The organism is Pseudomonas sp. UYEF17 (assembly GCF_040546125.1).
In the GTDB taxonomy this organism is placed as follows: Bacteria; Pseudomonadota; Gammaproteobacteria; order Pseudomonadales; family Pseudomonadaceae; genus Aquipseudomonas; species Aquipseudomonas putida_Z.
Genome location: NZ_JBEPNE010000013.1, coordinates 44,345 through 61,376, shown reverse-complemented (window position 1 = coordinate 61,376; position 17,032 = coordinate 44,345). Strand labels below are relative to the sequence as shown.

Below are 17,032 nucleotides of genomic sequence, written 5' to 3'. Positions count from 1 at the left end.
AGGTATATAGGCGGAGTAACAGAAATGGTGAGCAGTTTTCGTGTGCAACAAGCCGCACGTGAGATCCGGGCGGGCGCAGTGATCGCCTATCCGACGGAAGCGGTCTGGGGCCTGGGCTGCGACCCGTGGAACGAGGATGCGGTGTATCGCCTGCTGGCGCTGAAGTCGCGGCCTGTGGATAAAGGCCTGATCCTGGTTGCAGACAACATCCGCCAGTTCGACTTCTTGTTCGAGGATTTCCCCGAAGACTGGATCGACCGCATGGGCAGCACCTGGCCGGGGCCGAACACCTGGCTGGTGCCGCACCAGAACCTGTTGCCCGAGTGGGTGACCGGGGAGCATGACACCGTGGCGCTGCGGGTCAGCGACCACCCGTTGGTGCGCGAGCTGTGTGCGTTGGTGGGGCCGTTGATTTCCACTTCGTGCAACCCGGGCGGGCGCCCGGCGGCGAAGACCCGGTTGCGGGTGGAGCAGTACTTCCATGGGCAGCTGGATCTGGTGCTGGGTGGGGCCTTGGGTGGAAGGAAGAACCCGAGTGTGATTCGTGACCTGGTGACTGGCGAAGTCGTTCGTCCGGGCTGATACATATCCACAGGCCTGGCCGCGACCTCCTGTGGGAGCGGGCGAGCCCGCGAAGAATCCAACGTGGTGCCTGGCACGGGCTTCGCCCGTGTTCGCGGGCATGCCCGCTCCCACAGGTCAGGGCCAAGTCCCTGCGGATTTTTCTGATTTTGTCTCGAATGGCTGTCCAGCTTGCGGCTTGGGAAATATCCTACGAGCCGCGTCCCCTGCCATCACCTTCTCAGTGGGAACCAGTGCCTCTAGGCTTCATCCGTCGCTGAATACCTTGGCGATCGGGTGTGGTAGCCCGGATGCATTTTTTCCATGGCAGTCTATGGTGACTGTGCGTGGGAGGCTTTCGAGCCTGCCTGGATTGGAAAATGCCCGGGTCTACCACCTCGCGTACAGTCGCCACCCATTCACGTGGTAGTGATTGGTGGCGGCAATGAGGAGCATTTTCCAATGATGAAGAAAATAGTCCCCGATCCACCGCTTCCCTGCACCTCCACCCGCCCCTTCGGCCGCTGCGATGCCGGCCACGAACCGCTGTTCACCGTAAACCCGAACATTTCCGCCGAGGACGCCTTGGTTCATGTAGCTCTGTATCTGCGAGGCGCCTACGAAACGGGCTCGAAAGCCCTCGAGTACCTGCGCGAAGAAGGCCGTGGCATGTATTGGTCGAGCCTGCATTCCATTGAACTGGCGGAGGGATTGGTGGAGGCGATTCTCGATGGTATCGAGTCGATACCAACCACCCGTCCTCCACAGCCATAGCGCCATATTCAAGGCCGACGCAGTACCTGTGGGAGCGGGTTTACCCGCGAACACCGGCGTAGCCGGTGCCATGCACCGCAGTGTCTTCTTCGCGGGTAAACCCGCTCCCACAGGGATAGCGTCGTATTCAACGCTGGTGCAACCTGTGGGAGCGGGCGCGCCCGCGAACACCGGCGCAGCCGGTGCCATGCACCGCAGTGCCCTCTTCGCGGGTAAACCCGCTCCCACAGGGATGGCGCTGTATTCAAGGCTGGTGCAGTACCTGTGGGAGCGGGCGCGCCCGCGAACACCGGCGCAGCCGGTGCCATGCACCGCGGTGCTTGCTTCGCGGGCATGCCCGCTCCCACAGGGATAGCGCCGTATTCAAGGCCGACGCAGTACCTGTGGGAGCGGGTTCACCCGCGAACACCGGCAAAGCCGGTGCCATGCACCGCGGTGTCTTCTTCGCGGGTAAACCCGCTCCCACAGGTAAAGTGATTGGCCCCAGTTCTTGGGAACCTGTGGGAGTGGGCTCAGGGGATCAGTACAGTCGACCCCACAGTCCTGCGCGCCGACAGCTCCGCCTGCGCCTTGGCCGCCTCACTCAGCGGATAACGCTGCTGGATATCCACAACCAGCTTGCCGCTGCCAATCATCGCAAACAGGTCATCGGCCATGGCCTGGGTATTCTCGGCATTGTTGGCATAGGTCGCCAACGTGGGCCGGGTCACATACAGCGAGCCCTTCTGCGCCAGAATCCCCAGGTTAACCCCGCTAACCGCCCCCGAGGCATTGCCAAAGCTCACCATCAACCCGCGCGGCTGCAGGCAGTCCAGAGAGGTCAGCCAGGTGTCGGCACCCACACCGTCATACACCACCGGGCATTTCTTGCCGTCGGTCAGCTCCAGCACCCGCTGGGCCACGTCTTCACGGCTGTAATCGATGGTCGCCCACGCCCCCAGCGTCTTGGCCCGCTCGGCCTTCTCGGCAGAGCTCACGGTCCCGATCAGCTTGGCGCCCAAGGCCTTGGCCCACTGGCACGCCAACGAACCCACGCCGCCAGCTGCTGCGTGGAACAGGATCACGTCACCCGCCTTCACCTCATAGGTCTGCTTCAGCAGGTACTGCACGGTCAAACCCTTGAGCATCACTGCCGCTGCCTGCTCGAAGCTGATGTTATCGGGCAGCTTGACCAGGTTGGCCTCCGGCAACGTATGTACCTCGCTGTATGCCCCCAGCGGGCCACCGGCATGGGCCACGCGGTCCCCAACCTTCAGCCGCGTCACGCCCTCGCCCACAGCCTCGACCACGCCCGCCGCTTCCGTACCCAGCCCCGAAGGCAGGGATGGCGGCGCATACAGCCCGCTGCGGAAGTAGGTATCGATGAAGTTCAGGCCGATCGCATGGTTACGCACACGCACCTGCTGTGGCCCGGGCGGGGCAGGTTCGAACTCCACAAACTGCAGCACTTCCGGGCCGCCATGCTGGCTGAACTTGATACGCTTGGCCATCTCGCACTCCTGTCGTCGGGATCGGGAAAGGCTTCCTATCGGACGCCTTTGCTTGATCGCCGTCAACTGCGGCACGCGGGCTGGCGGTGGTATGCTACCCGGCGAATTCTTCCCTGCCCGCTCCTGGTGACCCGATGACTAGCCGCACCGAGGCCGTGAAAGCCTACCTGCTCGACCTGCAAGACCGCATCTGCTCTGCCCTCGAAACAGAAGACGGCGGCGCCCGCTTCGTCGAGGACGCCTGGGTGCGCGAAGCCGGCGGCGGGGGCCGCACGCGGGTGATCGGCGATGGCAAGGTGATCGAGAAAGGCGGGGTCAACTTTTCCCACGTGTTCGGCGCCGGTCTGCCGCCGTCGGCCAGTGCCCACCGCCCCGAGCTGGCGGGCCGTGGCTTCGAGGCCCTGGGCGTGTCGCTGGTGATCCACCCGCACAACCCGCATGTGCCCACTTCCCACGCCAACGTGCGCTTCTTCATCGCCGAAAAGGAAGGTGAAGAGGCTGTCTGGTGGTTCGGCGGCGGCTTCGACCTGACCCCGTACTACGGCAATGAAGAAGACTGCATCCACTGGCACCGTGTGGCCGAGCAGGCCTGCGCGCCGTTCGGCGCCGACGTGTACCCGCGCTACAAGGCCTGGTGCGACCGCTACTTCCACCTCAAGCACCGTGGCGAGCCACGCGGCATCGGTGGCTTGTTCTTCGATGACCTGAACGAGTGGGACTTCGACACCTGCTTCGCCTTCATCCGCGCCATCGGCGACGCCTACGTCAACGCCTACCTGCCGATCATCCAGCGCCGCAAGAACACCCCTTACACCCCGCAGCAGCGCGAGTTCCAGGAATACCGCCGTGGCCGGTACGTGGAGTTCAACCTGGTCTACGACCGTGGCACCCTGTTCGGCCTGCAGTCCGGTGGCCGCACCGAGTCCATCCTCATGTCGCTGCCGCCGCAGGTGCGCTGGGGCTACGACTGGAAGGCCGCGCCCGGCAGCGAAGAAGCACGCCTGACCGAGTACTTCCTGCAGGACCGCGACTGGCTCGGCCAGTAAGCCTGTGGACAATCAAGGAGCCGTCATGGACCAGTACGTCGTTTTTGGTAACCCCATCGGCCACAGCAAGTCGCCGCTGATCCATCGCCTGTTCGCCGAACAGACCGGCCAGGACCTGGAATACGCCACCCTGCTGGCGCCGCTGGACGAGTTCAGCGACTGCGCGCGCGGCTTCTTCAAGCAAGGCTGCGGTGGCAACGTCACCGTGCCGTTCAAGGAAGAGGCCTTCCGCCTGTGCGACAGCCTGACCCCGCGTGCCCGGCGCGCTGGCGCGGTGAACACGCTGAGCAAGCTGGCCGATGGCACCCTGCAGGGCGACAACACCGATGGCGCTGGCCTTGTGCGCGACCTGACGGTGAATGCCGGGGTCGAGCTGGCGGGCAAACGCATTCTGATCCTGGGTGCTGGTGGTGCGGTGCGTGGCGTGCTGGAGCCGATCCTGGCGCACAAGCCGCAGTCGCTGGTGATTGCCAACCGGACTGTGGAGAAGGCCGAGCAGCTGGCGCGTGAGTTCGATGAGCTGGGGCCGGTGGTAGCCAGCGGGTTTGCCTGGTTGCAGGAGCCGGTGGATGTGATCATCAATGCCACCTCGGCGAGCCTGGCCGGTGAGTTGCCGCCGATTGCCGACAGCCTGGTCGAGGCGGGGCGCACGGTTTGCTACGACATGATGTATGGCAAGGAGCCTACGCCGTTTTGCCAGTGGGCCGAGAAGCTGGGGGCGGCCAAGGTGCTGGATGGGCTGGGGATGCTGGCTGAGCAGGCGGCTGAGGCGTTCTTTATCTGGCGTGGGGTGCGGCCGGATACGGCGCCAGTGTTGGCTGAGTTGCGCCGGCAGCTGGCTCGGGGCTGAGATTGCCGGGGCCGCTTTGCGGCCCATCGCGACACAAGGCCGCTCCTACAGGGGACCGCGTCAGCAGGCATTGCTCGGTCGGTGTAGGAGCGGCCTTGCGTCGCGATGGGCTGCGCAGCAGCCCCAAAAATCTCAACCCAACATCACTCTTCAAACCGGATCGGACAAAGCTCCACCCCTTCCAGCTTCTGCAATTCCTCGATCACCTGCGGCCTGGCCCGGTGCAGGGTCAGACTCCCCCCCGCCCGCCGCAACCGCCGCGCCTCGCGGTGCAACATATCCACACCCGAGTAATCGATGAAGTTCACCTGCCGCGCATCGATCACCACATGCGGCCCCTGGCAGCGCTGCAAGCGCACCTGCAGGTAATGCGCCGCACCAAAGAAGATCGACCCGCCCACCCGCAGCACATCCGCCTCCCCTTCACGGCTTTGTTGCACCCGTGGTCGCGAGGTGCGCTTCAGATAGAAGAACAGCGACGCCAGCACTCCGGCATAGATCGCCGTCTGCAGCTCCAGCAACAAGGTCGCTGCCGCCGTCAGCGCCATTACCAGAAACTCCGAGCGGCTGACCCGGAACAGCGCACGAATCCCCCGGTGGTCCACCAACCCCCAGCAGATCAGCAGGATGCTGCCGGCCATGGCCGGAATCGGCAGGTGAGCAATCAGCCCGGCCCCGGCAACGGCGAACACCGCCACCCACAGCGCCGAGAATACCCCGGCCATGGGCGAGCGGGCGCCGGCGTCGTAGCTCAGCCCGGAGCGGGTGAAGGAGCCGGAAGACAGGTAACCGGAGAAAAACGCACCGACGATGTTCGACAGGCCCTGTGCGCGTATTTCCTGGTCTGCGTCGATCAACTGCTCCGAACGTGCCGACAACGAGCGGGCGATCGACAGGCTGGTGACCAGCCCGAGCATGCCCACTGCCACGGCGCTGGGCAGCAGGCGCAGGATCAGTTCCACATCCAGCAAGGGTAGCGGGCTGAAGGGTGGCAGCTGGCCAGTGAATGCCGGCACACGCGGCACATGGCCAAAGAACCCGGGCAGCAGCCAGGCCAGCAGGCTTACCAAAATCAGGCTTATCAACAGGCTGGGCCAGCGTGGGCGCCAGAGCTTGAAGCCTACGCCGATCACCACTGTGGCCAGGCCCAGAATCAAGGAAGGCAGGTCGACCTCGCCGGCATGGCTGGCCAGGTCCTGCACGGTCTTCAACGCCGTGGCCTGGCTTGGCAGGTCCATGCCCAGCAGGTTGGGCAGCTGGCCCAGGGCAATGACGACAGCGGCGCCCAGGGTGAAGCCGAGCACCACGGAATGGGAGACGAAATTGACCAGTGCGCCGAAGCGCAAAAGCCCCAGCAGCAACTGGAAGATGCCGCCGAGGAAGGTCAGCAGCAGCACCAAGGTGACATAGTCGGCGCTGCCGGCCACGGCCAGCGGGCTGATGCTGGCGTAGAGGACGATGGAGATGGCAGCCGTCGGGCCACAGATCAGGTGCCAGGACGAGCCCCACAGGCAGGCGATCAGCACTGGCACGATGGCGGCGTACAGCCCGTACTCGGCCGGCAGGCCGGCGATCAGGGCGTAGGCGACGGATTGCGGCAGGGCGAGGATTGCACCGCTCAGGCCCACCAGCAGGTCCTGGCGCAGGCTGCGGCCCGATTGGCGGGGGAGCCAGGAGAGGAAGGGCAGCAGGTGAGTGAGGCGATGCATGGGTTATCCACAATCCTGAAATTGCACTGTCCCCTGTGGGAGCGGGTTTACCCGCGAATGCTGCAGTGAATCTACCGTCGCATTCGCGGGTGAACCCGCTCCCACAGGGATAGAGGTTTTGCTTGTGAGGTTACAGTTTGGCTTTGACGGCCTCCAGCGCATTGCCATCGGCCTTGGTCGTCACCCCGGCCAACCACCCTTCCAGCAACTCGGGGTGCGCCTTCAGCCAAGCCTTGGCCGCATCATCGAAGCTGATCTTCTTGTCCACAACTTCGGCCATGATGGTGTTTTCCATGTCCAGCGTGAACTTCAGGTTACCCAGCAGCTTGGCCGCATTCGGGCAGGCTTGTGGATAACCCTTGCGGGTCAGGGTATACACCTCGCCCTTGCTGCCAAACCACTTCTCCCCGCCGCTCAGGTAATGCATCTTCAGCTTCACGTTCATCGGGTGCGGGGTCCAGCCGAGGAAGGTGATGAACTGCTGTTTCTTCACCGCTCGGTCGACCTGCGCCAGCATCGCCTGCTCGCTGGACTCCACCAGCTTCCACTGGCCGAGGTTGAATTCATTCTTGTCGATGATTTCCTTCAACGACAGGTTGGCCGGTGCCCCGGAACCGATCCCGTACAGCTTCTTGTCGAACTGGTCGGCGTGTTTCTGCAAGTCGGCGAAATCCTTCACCCCGGCATTCCACACATAGTCGGGCACTGCCAGGGTGAACTCGGTTCCTTCCAGGTTGCGTGAAAGCTGCTGCACATCGCCGTTGGCGATGAACTTGTCATGAAAGCCCTGCTGTGCCGGCATCCAGTTGCCGAGGAAGGCATCGACGCGGCCATCCTTGAGGCCGCCGTAGATGATCGGCACGGCCAGGCTGTCGATTTTCACCTGGTAACCCAGGCTTTCCAGAAGCAGGCGGGCCAAGGCGTTGGTCGTGGCGATGTCGCTCCAGCCGGGGTCGGCCATCTTCACGGTGGTGCATTGCGCGTCGCTGTCGGCGGCGTGGGCCGTGGCGGTACCCAGGCTCAGGGCCAGGGCGAACACGGCGGCGGAGAACTTGTGCATGGCGGCCTCTTTTCTCAATCCAGGGGGGCGGGCTGTGGATAACGTGCCTTGCGCTCGAGGTCGTCGAGATCGATGTGGTTGCGCATGTACTGTTGGCTGGCGTCCACCAGCGGTTGGTGGTCCCAGCTTTTCAGCTTGCCGATGGCCAGCGCCTCGGCCACCAGGCGGCGGCGCCGCTGGCTGGCAAGAACCTGCTGGCGCAGGCTGGGGATATCCCAACGTTGCTGTGCTTCATCGACAAATGCCTGCAGCAGCGCCTGGTGTTCCGGGCTGCCGGTGAGGTTCTCCCGCTCGTGCGGGTCGCGGCTCAGGTCATAGAGTAGGCATGGGTCGTCCTCGCTGTACACGAACTTGTACGGCCCCCGGCGGATCATCATCAGCGGGCCGACGGTGCCTTCGGCCATGTATTCGCCGATCACTTCGTCATGGCCGCCCTGCCCTTGCAGGTGGCCGACCAGCGAGCGGCCATCCAGATGCAGGTGGTTATCCACAGCACCTCCGGCCAGCTCGACCAGTGTCGGCAGCAGGTCGCAGGTAGACACCGAGGCACTGACCCGGGCTGGCGCGAAGCGCTTCGGCGCGTGAACCAGCAGCGGCACCCGCGCCGACATCTCGAACCAGTGCATCTTGTACCAGAGGCCACGCTCGCCAAGCATGTCGCCGTGGTCGCCGGAGAACACGATCAGGGTGTCGTCGGCCAGGTTGCATTCCTCCAGGGTCTGCAGCAGCAGGCCGATGTTGTCATCGATATAGCTGCAGGCGCCGAAGTAGGCACGGCGGGCGTCACGGATCTTGTCCACAGGCAGCGGCTTGTTCCACAGGTCGTAGACCTTCAGCAGGCGCTGTGAGTGCGGGTCGAGTTCTGCCTGGTCGAATTCGGCGCGGGGCATGGGGATATCCACACCCTCGTAGCGATCCCAATAGCGCCGGGGGATGGTGTAGGGGTCGTGGGGGTGGGTCATCGACACGGTCAGGCAGAACGGTCGGCCATCGTTTTCGCGCACATGGTCGTACAGGTACTGGCGCGCCTTGAACACCACCTCCTCGTCGAAATCCAGCTGGTTGGTGCGCACGCACGGGCCGGCCTGCAGTACCGAGGACATGTTGTGATACCAGCTCGGGCGCACGTCCGGCTCATCCCAGTTCACCGCCCAGCCGTAGTCGGCGGGGTAGATATCGCTGGTCAGGCGTTCTTCGTAGCCATGCAGCTGGTCCGGGCCGCAGAAGTGCATCTTGCCCGACAGCGCGGTGCGGTAGCCAAGGCGGCGCAGATAGTGGGCGTAGGTCGGCACATCGGCGGGGAAGTCGGCGGCGTTGTCGTAGGCGCCGATGCGACTGGGCAACTGGCCGCTGACCAGGGTGAAGCGCGACGGCGCGCACAACGGGCTGTTGCAGTAGGCCGAGTCGAACACCACCGCCTGTTCGGCAAGGCGGCTCAGGTGCGGCATCTGGATCGGCGAAGAGGCGTAGATCGGCAGCAAGGGCGCGGCCATCTGGTCGGCCATGATGAACAGGATATTCGGGCGCGTCATGGTGGCTTCCATCGTTGAGGGTTATGCGAACCGCTTGCCTATCAAGATGCGACTGTGGATAACATGGGTAAAGCCCACGGTGGGCAATGACTGGGATTAGCCACGCTTATGTTTGACCACCTTGCCGAGCTGTCGCTGGATACCTTGCGCGTGTTCGAGGCCGCCGCACGGTTGCGCGGCTTTACCGCCGCGGCGCTGGAGCTGGGTACCACGCAGCCAGCGGTGAGCCAGCAAGTAAAACGGCTGGAGGCACAGTTGGGCACGCGCCTGTTCGACCGCATTTACCGGGGTATCGAGCTGACCGAGGCTGGCCAGGTGCTGTTCGAACAGGTGCATCAGGGCCTGCAGGCCATGGAGGACGGCATCGCCCAGGCCAGTGGGCGCGGCCAGCGCGAAGTGCTGCAGGTGGCTACCGACTTCGCCTTTGCGGCGTTCTGGCTGATGCCACGGCTGCAGCGTTTTCACGAGGCTTATCCACAGGTGGACGTGAGCCTGGTGACCGGTGAGCGCAGCCAGGGCATGTTGCGACCGGACATCGATGTGGCGGTGCTGTTTGGCGACGGGCGTTTTCACCAGGGCGAGAGCCGCTGGCTGTTCGATGAGGAGGTTTTCCCTGTGTGCAGCCCCCGGCTGATTCATGGCAAACCCTTGTCAGCCGTGGCTTTGCAACGATTGCCCTTGCTGCACTTGAAGGGCGAGCAGGCTAGCCGTTGGTTTGACTGGGCGGGGGTGTTTCGCGGGTTTGGTGTGGCCAGCCCGCCGCCGGCCGGGCAGTTGCGGTTTGATAACTATACGTTGCTGATCCAGGCGGCGATTGCCGGGCAAGGAGTGGCGATTGGCTGGGGGCACCTGGTGGATGGGCTGGTGGAGCAAGGGTTGCTGTGCCGGCCGTTGGAGGGGAGTTTGCGCTCGGCGCGCGGGTATTACGCGGTGCTGCCACCACGCAAGCGGCGTGGGGCGTTGATCGAGCGGTTTGTGGATTGGCTGGAGCAAGAGCGTAGCCTTTGAGATTTTGGGGCCGCTTTGCGGCCCATCGCGACACAAGGCCGCTCCTACAAGGCCGGCCCGTGTAGGAGCGGCCTTGTGTCGCGATGGGCTGCACAGCAGCCCCGGCAAACTAGACCACGAAGTTCAGATGCTCGCCCCGGTGCAAATCCAGCTCCAGCATATCCACCATCCCTGCCGCTACCCTGGCCAGGTGCCGCAGCGGCTCGGCCAACCCCGGCTCCAGCGTACCTTCGGTGCTGCGAAAATGCTCCATCCCCAACCCGGCCAGTTCCTGCGGGGCATTGATCAGCGTCCAGTGCAACGCACTGCGCTGTAACCCGTCCACCACCTGGTCCACACAGTCCCGCTCCGCCTCGCTGTACTTGCCCGGCTCATCCAGCACATCGAAATCGCCCACCAGCAACAGCCGGCGTATAGTCGTACGCTTCAGCCCCGTCACCAGCGCCTCGCTCATGCGGGCTTGCCCGGGCAGATCGCCCGGCGCCAGCGTCGACAACAGGGCAATTACTGCCGACCCGCCAGCCGCGCCCTGCTCCGCCTGGTTGGCATCGTCAAGCCCGCCTATCTTGAAATGCAGGCCGGGGCGCGGCGCGTGGCGGTTGAGGTCGTCGACCACGGCGGTGACTTCGTGCTGGCGCGACAGCAGCTCTACCATCAGGGCGTTGCCCAGGCTGCTTTCAGGCCCGAACAGGACCAGCTTGAACACTGGGGTTTCGGCGTTTTTCACTGCATCACTCCCTTTGCAGGTGGTGATGGTTGGACCGCAATCAGGAGTTATCGTGCAGAGGATCAAGGGTTACCACGCCCACATTTACTACGACGCAGCGACCATGGACCAGGCCCGTGAACTGTGCGAGGAGGCGGCGCGGCTGTTTCCCGTGACCATGGGGCGCATGCACCAGAAACCGGTGGGGCCGCACCCGGACTGGAGCTGCCAGCTGGCCTTCGAACCGGAGTTTGTGGGGGTGGTGCTGCCGTGGTTGGCGCTGTATCGGAAGGGGTTGGTGGTGTTCATGCACCCGCTGACCGGTGATGAACTGGCGGACCACCGTGACCATGCGATCTGGATGGGGGCGGTGCGGCCGCTGGATCTGTCGATTTTCGGGGGATAGGCCTCTATAGCCTGTGCTGGCCTCTTCGCGGGCACGTCCGCTCCCACAGGTCCTCCACAGCTTTCAGCATCTGTGTTGTCCCTGTGGGAGCGGGCGAGCCCGCGAAGCAGGCGACGCGGTTCAACGGCGGGCGCCGCGCACCCCTTCAGCCAGTGCCGAGCACAGGCTCAATACATCGTTCACGGCCTGATCGGCATCTTTGGCCTGGGCAATCTTGTCGACCAGCGCCGAGCCCACCACTACCCCATCCGACAGGCGGGCAATGGCCGCAGCCTGCTCCGGCGTACGAATGCCGAAACCAACGCTGATCGGCAGATCGGTATGCCGACGTAGGCGGGCAATGGCTTCGGTCACGTGCTCGGTGGTCGCCGAGCCGGCGCCGGTCACACCGGCCACCGACACGTAGTAGACGAACCCGGAGCTGCGCTCCAGTACGCGCGGCAGGCGCGCGTCGTCTGTGGTCGGGGTGGTCAGGCGGATGAAGTCGATACCCGCTGCCTGGGCCGGGGTCGCCAGTTCGGCGTCGTGCTCTGGCGGCAGGTCGACGATGATCAGGCCATCGACACCCGCTTGCTTGGCTTCGGCCACGAACTTCTCCACGCCAAAGCGGTGGATCGGGTTGTAGTAACCCATCAGTACGATCGGTGTGGCCTGGTTATCCACACGGAATTCGCGAACCATCTGCAGGGTCTTGGCCAGGGTCTGGCCGGCTTCCAGGGCACGCAGGGTGGCCAGCTGGATGGCCACGCCGTCGGCCATCGGGTCGGTGAACGGCATGCCCAGTTCGATCACGTCGGCACCGGCTGCCGGCAGGCCCTTGAGGATCTGCAGCGAGGCGTCATAGCCCGGGTCGCCCGCAGTGACGAAGGTGACCAGTGCCGAGCGGCCTTCGGCCTTCAGCTCGGCGAAGCGTTGTTCAAGACGGCTCATGCCTGTTTCTCCTGGGCGGCCATGTGGTTCATGACGGTTTGCATGTCTTTGTCGCCGCGGCCCGACAGGCACACGACCATCAGGTGGTCCTTGGGCAGCTTCGGTGCGCGCTTGATCGCTTCGGCCAGGGCGTGGGAGCTTTCCAGGGCCGGGATGATGCCTTCCAGGCGGCAGGTGGCGTGGAACGCATCCAGCGCTTCGTCGTCGGTGATGCTGACGTACTCGACACGCTTCACTTCGTGCAGGTAGGCGTGCTCCGGGCCGATGCCCGGGTAGTCCAGGCCGGCGGAAATCGAGTGGGCGTCGGTGATCTGGCCGTCTTCGTCCTGCAGCAGGTAGGTGCGGTTGCCGTGCAGCACGCCCGGTACCCCGCCGTTCAGGCTGGCGGCGTGTTTGTCGGTGTGCACGCCATGGCCACCGGCTTCGACGCCGATGATTTGCACGCTTGGCTCTTCGAGGAACTCATGGAACAGGCCCATGGCGTTGGAGCCGCCACCGACGCAGGCAACCAGGCTGTCTGGCAGGCGGCCTTCCTTCTCTTGCAGCTGGGCGCGGGTTTCCTTGCCGATGATCGACTGGAAGTCGCGGACCATGGCCGGGTACGGGTGCGGGCCGGCCACGGTGCCGATCAGGTAGAAGGTGTCTTCGACGTTGGTGACCCAGTCGCGCAGGGCCTCGTTCATGGCGTCCTTCAGAGTGCCGGTGCCGGCGGTGACCGGGACGATCTCGGCGCCCAGCAGCTTCATGCGGAACACGTTGGCCTGCTGGCGCTCGATGTCGGTGGCGCCCATGTAGATCACGCAAGGCAGGCCGAAGCGGGCAGCGACGGTGGCGGTGGCCACGCCGTGCATGCCGGCGCCGGTTTCGGCGATCAGGCGCTTCTTGCCCATGCGCTTGGCCAGCAGCACCTGGCCGATGCAGTTGTTCACCTTGTGCGCGCCGGTGTGGTTGAGTTCTTCACGCTTGAAGAAGATCTTCGCGCCGCCGCAGTGCTCGGTCAGGCGCTCGGCGAAGTACAGCGGGTTGGGGCGGCCGATGTAGTCGCGCTGGAAGTAGGCCAGCTCTTCGAGGAACTTAGGGTCTGCCTTGGCCGCTTCGTATTCGCGGGCCAGGTCCAGCACCAGTGGCATCAGGGTTTCGGCCACGTAGCGGCCGCCGAACGAGCCGAACAGGCCGTTGGCGTCGGGGCCGGGGCGGTATTGGGACTGGGTCATGGGGCGCTCCAGGGCGTAATGAATGAGTGATGGGCTTTACTCTAACCACGGCAAGCCCGGCTGAAAACCGATAAGATTGCGCAAACTTGTCAGAAAAACTCACAGGTAAAATGGCCCACGACCTCCCTCCCCTAAACGCCCTGCGGGCCTTCGAGGCTACCGCACGGCTCAACAGCGTCAGCCAGGCGGCCGAAGCGCTGCACGTCACCCATGGCGCCGTCAGCCGACAGATCAAGGTACTTGAAGAGCACCTGGGCGTCGCGCTGTTCGTGAAGGACGGGCGTGGCATCAAACTCACAGATGCCGGCGTACGCCTGCGCGATGCCAGTAGCGAAGCCTTCGACCGCCTGCGCAGCGTGTGCGCCGAGCTCAGCCACGATGTCAGCGAGGCGCCGTTTGTGCTGGGCTGCTCGGGCAGCCTGCTGGCGCGCTGGTTCATCCCGCGGTTGGGCCGGCTACAGGCGGATTTGCCTGAGCTGCGCCTGCACCTGTCGGCCGGTGAAGGCGACCTGGACCCGCGGCGGCCAGGGCTGGATGCGCTGCTGGTGTATGCCGAGCCGCCATGGCCGGCGGACATGCAGGTGCATGTGCTGGCCGAGGAGCGCATCGGGCCGGTGCTCAGCCCGCATTTCGCCGGTTTCGAGCGCTTGCAGGGCGCGCCGGCCAAGGCTTTGCTGGGCGAAGCCTTGCTGCACACCACCTCGCGCCCGCAGGCTTGGCCGACCTGGGCGCTGGAACAGGGGTTGGAGCCGGCGACCCTGCACTATGGCCAGGCTTTCGAGCACCTGTATTACCTGCTGGAAGCTGCGGTGGCCGGGTTGGGTGTGGCGATTGCGCCGCAGCCGCTGGTCGCTGATGACCTGCGGGCGGGCCGTTTGAGTGCGCCGTGGGGCTTTTCACCTACCCCTGCGGCATTGGCGCTGTGGGTGCCCAGGCGCGCCGCGGACGGGCGCGCCGAGCAGTTGGCGCAGTGGCTAAGGGCAGAACTGGCGCGACAGGGCGCTTAGTTGCGTTTGCACATCAGGTACGCCGCCAGCAGGCCTAGCGCGCCAATGGCGACGCCGGCGGTGGTGTATGGGTGTTCCTGGGCATAGTCGCGGGTGGCGATGCCGGTCTGGCGGGTGCGGTGCTTCACTTCCTCGTAGGCATCGCTCAACAGGTGGCGCGAATGACGCAGGGCACTCTCGGCGTTGCTGCGGATTGCCTTCACCGATTTCTGGGACTCCTCCGACGCATCATGCTTGAGGTTTTCCAGGCTTTTCAGAAGGCTCTCGATCTCCGCTTCCATGCTTTCCAGGGACGTTCTACGCAGCGAATTGCGGTGCATGTTGACTCTCCTTTGCAGTATGGACTGTAAGGATTGCGACCTTGGGCCCGCAGGAAAGTGCGATCGAACTTTCGCCAATGGTGACCGCTCGCAGGTAAACCAGGCCTGCGCTGCTAGGCTCAATCTCACCATCATCCGAGGAGAGCGCTCATGACCGATCATCACACCTACAAGAAGATCGAACTGGTGGGGTCTTCGACCACCAGCATCGAAGAGGCGATCAACAATGCCCTTGCCGAAGCCGGCAAGAGCATCAAGCACCTGGAGTGGTTCGAGGTGATAGATACCCGTGGCCATATCCGTGACAACAAGGCGGCGCACTTCCAGGTCACGCTGAAGGTCGGCTTCCGCATCGCCAATAGCTGAAACACTGCCGGGCTGGATGAGCCCGGCATGATGGGGTATTTAGGGAGGGGGCGCCTTGGCGGGCGCCCTTTCTGATTTCATCTGCACAAGGAAAGCGAGTGATGAACAAACTGATTCTGGCGCTGGGCCTGATGACCCTGGCCGGTGGTGCGCTGGCGGCGGGCAAGCCGTGCGAGGAGCTCAAGGCAGAGATTGCGGCCAAGCTGGATGCCAAGGGTGTTACCGGCTACAAGCTGGAGATCGTCGACAAGGGCGACCCGGCCGGCAAGGTGATTGGCAGCTGCGAGGCTGGTACCAAGGAGATTGTGTACCGGCGCGGCTAATGTGCTGGCCTCTTCGCGGGCTCGCCCGCTCCCACAGGGATATCACAGGCCTGAGAGCGACGCTGTAACTGTGGGGGCGGGCAAGCCCGCGAAGAAGATCACGCGGTCTTGAGAGCCTGCGCCAACAGTTCATAGGACCGAATCCGGTCCGCATGCTCATACAAATCACAGGTGAAGATCAGCTCATCCGCCCCGGTCTGCTCCAGCAGCACTTCCACCTTGGCACGCACCTTCTGCGGGCTGCCGATCATCGCCAGGCCGAGGAAGCTGCCCACCGCATCCCGTTCATGGGGTAACCACAACCCGTCCATGCTTTCCACCGGCGGCTTCTGCATCAGGCTCTGCCCGCGAATCAGCGCGAGGATGCGCTGGTACACCGACGTGGCCAGGTACTCGGCCTTTTCGTCGGTTTCCGCCACCACCATGGGGATGCCCAGCATCACATACGGCTTGTCCAATGTGGTCGAGGGCTTGAAGTGGTTGCGGTACACGCGGATCGCCTCGTGCATGTAGCGCGGCGCAAAGTGCGAGGCGAAGGCGTAGGGCATGCCGCGCATGCCGGCCAGTTGAGCGCTGAACAGGCTGGAGCCGAGCAGCCACATTGGTACGTCGGTGTCGTGCCCTGGCACGGCGATCACTTTTTGATCATCGGTACGCGGGCCGAGGTAGCGTGACAGTTCCTCGACATCGTCCGGGAAGTCATCCGGGCCGCCGGCGCGGTCGCGGCGCAGGGCGTAGGCGGTCATCTGGTCGGAACCCGGCGCGCGGCCCAACCCCAGGTCGATGCGCCCCGGGTACAGGCTGGCCAGGGTGCCGAACTGCTCGGCGATCACCAGCGGCGCATGGTTGGGCAGCATGACCCCGCCAGAGCCCACGCGAATGCTCGAGGTACCCCCCGCCAGGTAGCCGATCAGCACCGAAGTCGCCGAACTGGCGATGCCGTCCATGTTGTGGTGCTCGGCTACCCAGAAGCGGTTGTAGCCAAAGCGCTCGACGTGCTGCGCCAGGTCCAGCGAGTTGCGCAGCGACTGCGCCGGGCCGGCGTCGGCGCGTACCGGCACCAGGTCGAGGGTGGAAATCTTCAGGTCACGCAGCTGCGTCATGGAGCCTCCGCAAAGGTATTTGGCCAAAGGCCTTTTCAACTCTGTATGGGCACATTCGACGGATTCAATGCTTGCCGTGCGATTGCTCTGAACTTGCCGTAGGCGGCTGACCTCTGAAGCCATAAGCATGTAAACCCGAGACCAGGAGGCATCATGAAAAAGACAGCATCGGCGATCTGGCAAGGTGGCCTGAAGGACGGCAAAGGCCTGCTTTCTACCGAAAGCGGCGCGCTAAAGCAGAACCCCTACGGCTTCAATACCCGTTTCGAGGGCTCGCCCGGGACCAACCCGGAGGAGCTGATCGGCGCGGCGCACGCCGGCTGCTTCTCGATGGCACTGTCGATGATGCTGGGCGAAGCGGGGTTCACCCCGGACAGGATCGACACCGCTGCCGAAGTGACACTCGACAAGCAAGCTGATGGCTTTGCCATTACGGCGGTGCATCTGGTGCTCAGGGCCAAGGTGCCTGGGGCGAGTGAAGCGCAGTTCTTGCAGATCGCCGACAAGGCCAAGGCCGGGTGCCCGGTGTCCAAGGTGCTGAACGCGAAGATCAGCCTGGATGCGGCACTGGTGGGTTGAAGCAGTGCAATGAGGGCGGTTTGTTGTAGTCTAAACAGCGTCGGCAGC

At 64.2% G+C, this 17,032-nt stretch carries 19 protein-coding genes; 10 read left to right on the top strand and 9 right to left on the bottom strand.

Annotated elements, in window-relative coordinates; translation table 11 throughout:
• Window positions 1–24 precede the first annotated feature (24 nt).
• Both tsaC and ABIB24_RS18600 read left to right on the top strand, forming a co-directional pair.
• Complete coding sequence (gene tsaC, locus ABIB24_RS18605) at window positions 25–582, top strand: L-threonylcarbamoyladenylate synthase type 1 TsaC (protein WP_025337188.1); 558 nt, start codon at window positions 25–27, stop codon at window positions 580–582.
• 441 nt (window positions 583–1,023) lie between these two features.
• On the top strand, window positions 1,024–1,335 hold the full coding sequence (locus ABIB24_RS18600) for a hypothetical protein (RefSeq protein ID WP_085601972.1): 312 nt from the start codon (window positions 1,024–1,026) through the stop codon (window positions 1,333–1,335).
• A gap of 512 nt (window positions 1,336–1,847) precedes the next feature.
• Here ABIB24_RS18600 and ABIB24_RS18595 read toward each other — a convergent pair.
• Window positions 1,848–2,825: an NADPH:quinone reductase gene (locus ABIB24_RS18595; RefSeq protein ID WP_354316983.1), complete on the bottom strand. Its 978-nt coding sequence runs from the start codon at window positions 2,823–2,825 to the stop codon at window positions 1,848–1,850.
• A gap of 134 nt (window positions 2,826–2,959) precedes the next feature.
• Here ABIB24_RS18595 and hemF point away from each other — a divergent pair, with 134 nt between their 5' ends.
• Window positions 2,960–3,871, top strand: coding sequence for an oxygen-dependent coproporphyrinogen oxidase (gene hemF / locus ABIB24_RS18590; protein ID WP_137162704.1), 912 nt, complete (start codon window positions 2,960–2,962; stop codon window positions 3,869–3,871).
• A 25-nt stretch (window positions 3,872–3,896) separates the two neighbouring features.
• On the top strand, window positions 3,897–4,721 hold the full coding sequence (gene aroE, locus ABIB24_RS18585; protein ID WP_354316981.1) for a shikimate dehydrogenase: 825 nt from the start codon (window positions 3,897–3,899) through the stop codon (window positions 4,719–4,721).
• A 143-nt stretch (window positions 4,722–4,864) separates the two neighbouring features.
• Here the strand turns inward: aroE and ABIB24_RS18580 are convergent, their stop codons facing one another.
• The 3 genes from ABIB24_RS18580 to betC form a co-directional block, all read right to left on the bottom strand.
• Window positions 4,865–6,430, bottom strand: a complete 1,566-nt coding sequence (locus ABIB24_RS18580; protein ID WP_354316980.1) for a SulP family inorganic anion transporter — start codon at window positions 6,428–6,430, stop codon at window positions 4,865–4,867.
• A gap of 130 nt (window positions 6,431–6,560) precedes the next feature.
• On the bottom strand, window positions 6,561–7,490 hold the full coding sequence (gene choX, locus ABIB24_RS18575) for a choline ABC transporter substrate-binding protein (RefSeq protein WP_013970274.1): 930 nt from the start codon (window positions 7,488–7,490) through the stop codon (window positions 6,561–6,563).
• 14 nt (window positions 7,491–7,504) lie between these two features.
• Window positions 7,505–9,022 carry a choline-sulfatase gene (betC, locus tag ABIB24_RS18570; RefSeq protein ID WP_025337193.1) on the bottom strand — a complete coding sequence of 506 codons (1,518 nt, stop codon included), beginning with the start codon at window positions 9,020–9,022 and terminating at the stop codon, window positions 7,505–7,507.
• Window positions 9,023–9,130: 108 nt separating this feature from the next.
• On the opposite strand from betC, the gene ABIB24_RS18565 reads away from it, so the two are divergent.
• Window positions 9,131–10,030 carry a choline sulfate utilization transcriptional regulator gene (locus ABIB24_RS18565; RefSeq protein WP_025337194.1) on the top strand — a complete coding sequence of 300 codons (900 nt, stop codon included), beginning with the start codon at window positions 9,131–9,133 and terminating at the stop codon, window positions 10,028–10,030.
• A 109-nt stretch (window positions 10,031–10,139) separates the two neighbouring features.
• Here ABIB24_RS18565 and ABIB24_RS18560 read toward each other — a convergent pair whose 3' ends face one another.
• Window positions 10,140–10,757: an NAD(P)-dependent oxidoreductase gene (locus ABIB24_RS18560; protein ID WP_289514935.1), complete on the bottom strand. Its 618-nt coding sequence runs from the start codon at window positions 10,755–10,757 to the stop codon at window positions 10,140–10,142.
• 52 nt (window positions 10,758–10,809) lie between these two features.
• On the opposite strand from ABIB24_RS18560, the gene ABIB24_RS18555 reads away from it, so the two are divergent.
• A complete protein-coding gene (locus tag ABIB24_RS18555) occupies window positions 10,810–11,142 on the top strand; it encodes a DOPA 4,5-dioxygenase family protein (protein WP_289514936.1) in 333 nt (110 codons plus the stop codon).
• Window positions 11,143–11,262: 120 nt separating this feature from the next.
• Here the strand turns inward: ABIB24_RS18555 and trpA are convergent, their stop codons facing one another.
• Window positions 11,263–12,072: a tryptophan synthase subunit alpha gene (gene trpA, locus ABIB24_RS18550; protein WP_085588898.1), complete on the bottom strand. Its 810-nt coding sequence runs from the start codon at window positions 12,070–12,072 to the stop codon at window positions 11,263–11,265.
• The gene (gene trpB / locus ABIB24_RS18545) at window positions 12,069–13,286 is read right to left on the bottom strand and encodes a tryptophan synthase subunit beta (protein WP_015268451.1); all 1,218 of its coding nucleotides are present in this window, start codon (window positions 13,284–13,286) and stop codon (window positions 12,069–12,071) included. Before trpB ends, trpA begins: the two co-directional genes overlap by 4 nt.
• Window positions 13,287–13,396: 110 nt before the next feature.
• Between trpB and ABIB24_RS18540 the strand changes: the two genes are divergently transcribed.
• Entirely contained in the window at window positions 13,397–14,293 is an 897-nt protein-coding gene (locus ABIB24_RS18540; RefSeq protein ID WP_025337196.1) for a LysR family transcriptional regulator, read from the top strand.
• On the opposite strand, the gene ABIB24_RS18535 is transcribed toward ABIB24_RS18540, so the two are convergent.
• A complete protein-coding gene (locus ABIB24_RS18535; RefSeq protein WP_003261039.1) occupies window positions 14,290–14,613 on the bottom strand; it encodes an ElaB/YgaM/YqjD family protein in 324 nt (107 codons plus the stop codon). The two genes, ABIB24_RS18540 and ABIB24_RS18535, sit on opposite strands and share 4 nt — an antisense overlap.
• Window positions 14,614–14,763: 150 nt before the next feature.
• On the opposite strand from ABIB24_RS18535, the gene ABIB24_RS18530 reads away from it, so the two are divergent.
• On the top strand, window positions 14,764–14,979 hold the full coding sequence (locus ABIB24_RS18530) for a dodecin (RefSeq protein ID WP_013970282.1): 216 nt from the start codon (window positions 14,764–14,766) through the stop codon (window positions 14,977–14,979).
• 101 nt (window positions 14,980–15,080) lie between these two features.
• Window positions 15,081–15,302, top strand: coding sequence for a DUF1161 domain-containing protein (locus ABIB24_RS18525; RefSeq protein ID WP_003261041.1), 222 nt, complete (start codon window positions 15,081–15,083; stop codon window positions 15,300–15,302).
• Window positions 15,303–15,400: 98 nt separating this feature from the next.
• On the opposite strand, the gene ABIB24_RS18520 is transcribed toward ABIB24_RS18525, so the two are convergent.
• The gene (locus ABIB24_RS18520; protein WP_289514938.1) at window positions 15,401–16,405 is read right to left on the bottom strand and encodes an LLM class flavin-dependent oxidoreductase; all 1,005 of its coding nucleotides are present in this window, start codon (window positions 16,403–16,405) and stop codon (window positions 15,401–15,403) included.
• A 153-nt stretch (window positions 16,406–16,558) separates the two neighbouring features.
• Here ABIB24_RS18520 and ABIB24_RS18515 point away from each other — a divergent pair, with 153 nt between their 5' ends.
• Window positions 16,559–16,984 carry an OsmC family protein gene (locus tag ABIB24_RS18515; RefSeq protein WP_013970285.1) on the top strand — a complete coding sequence of 142 codons (426 nt, stop codon included), beginning with the start codon at window positions 16,559–16,561 and terminating at the stop codon, window positions 16,982–16,984.
• Window positions 16,985–17,032: the final 48 nt, after the last annotated feature.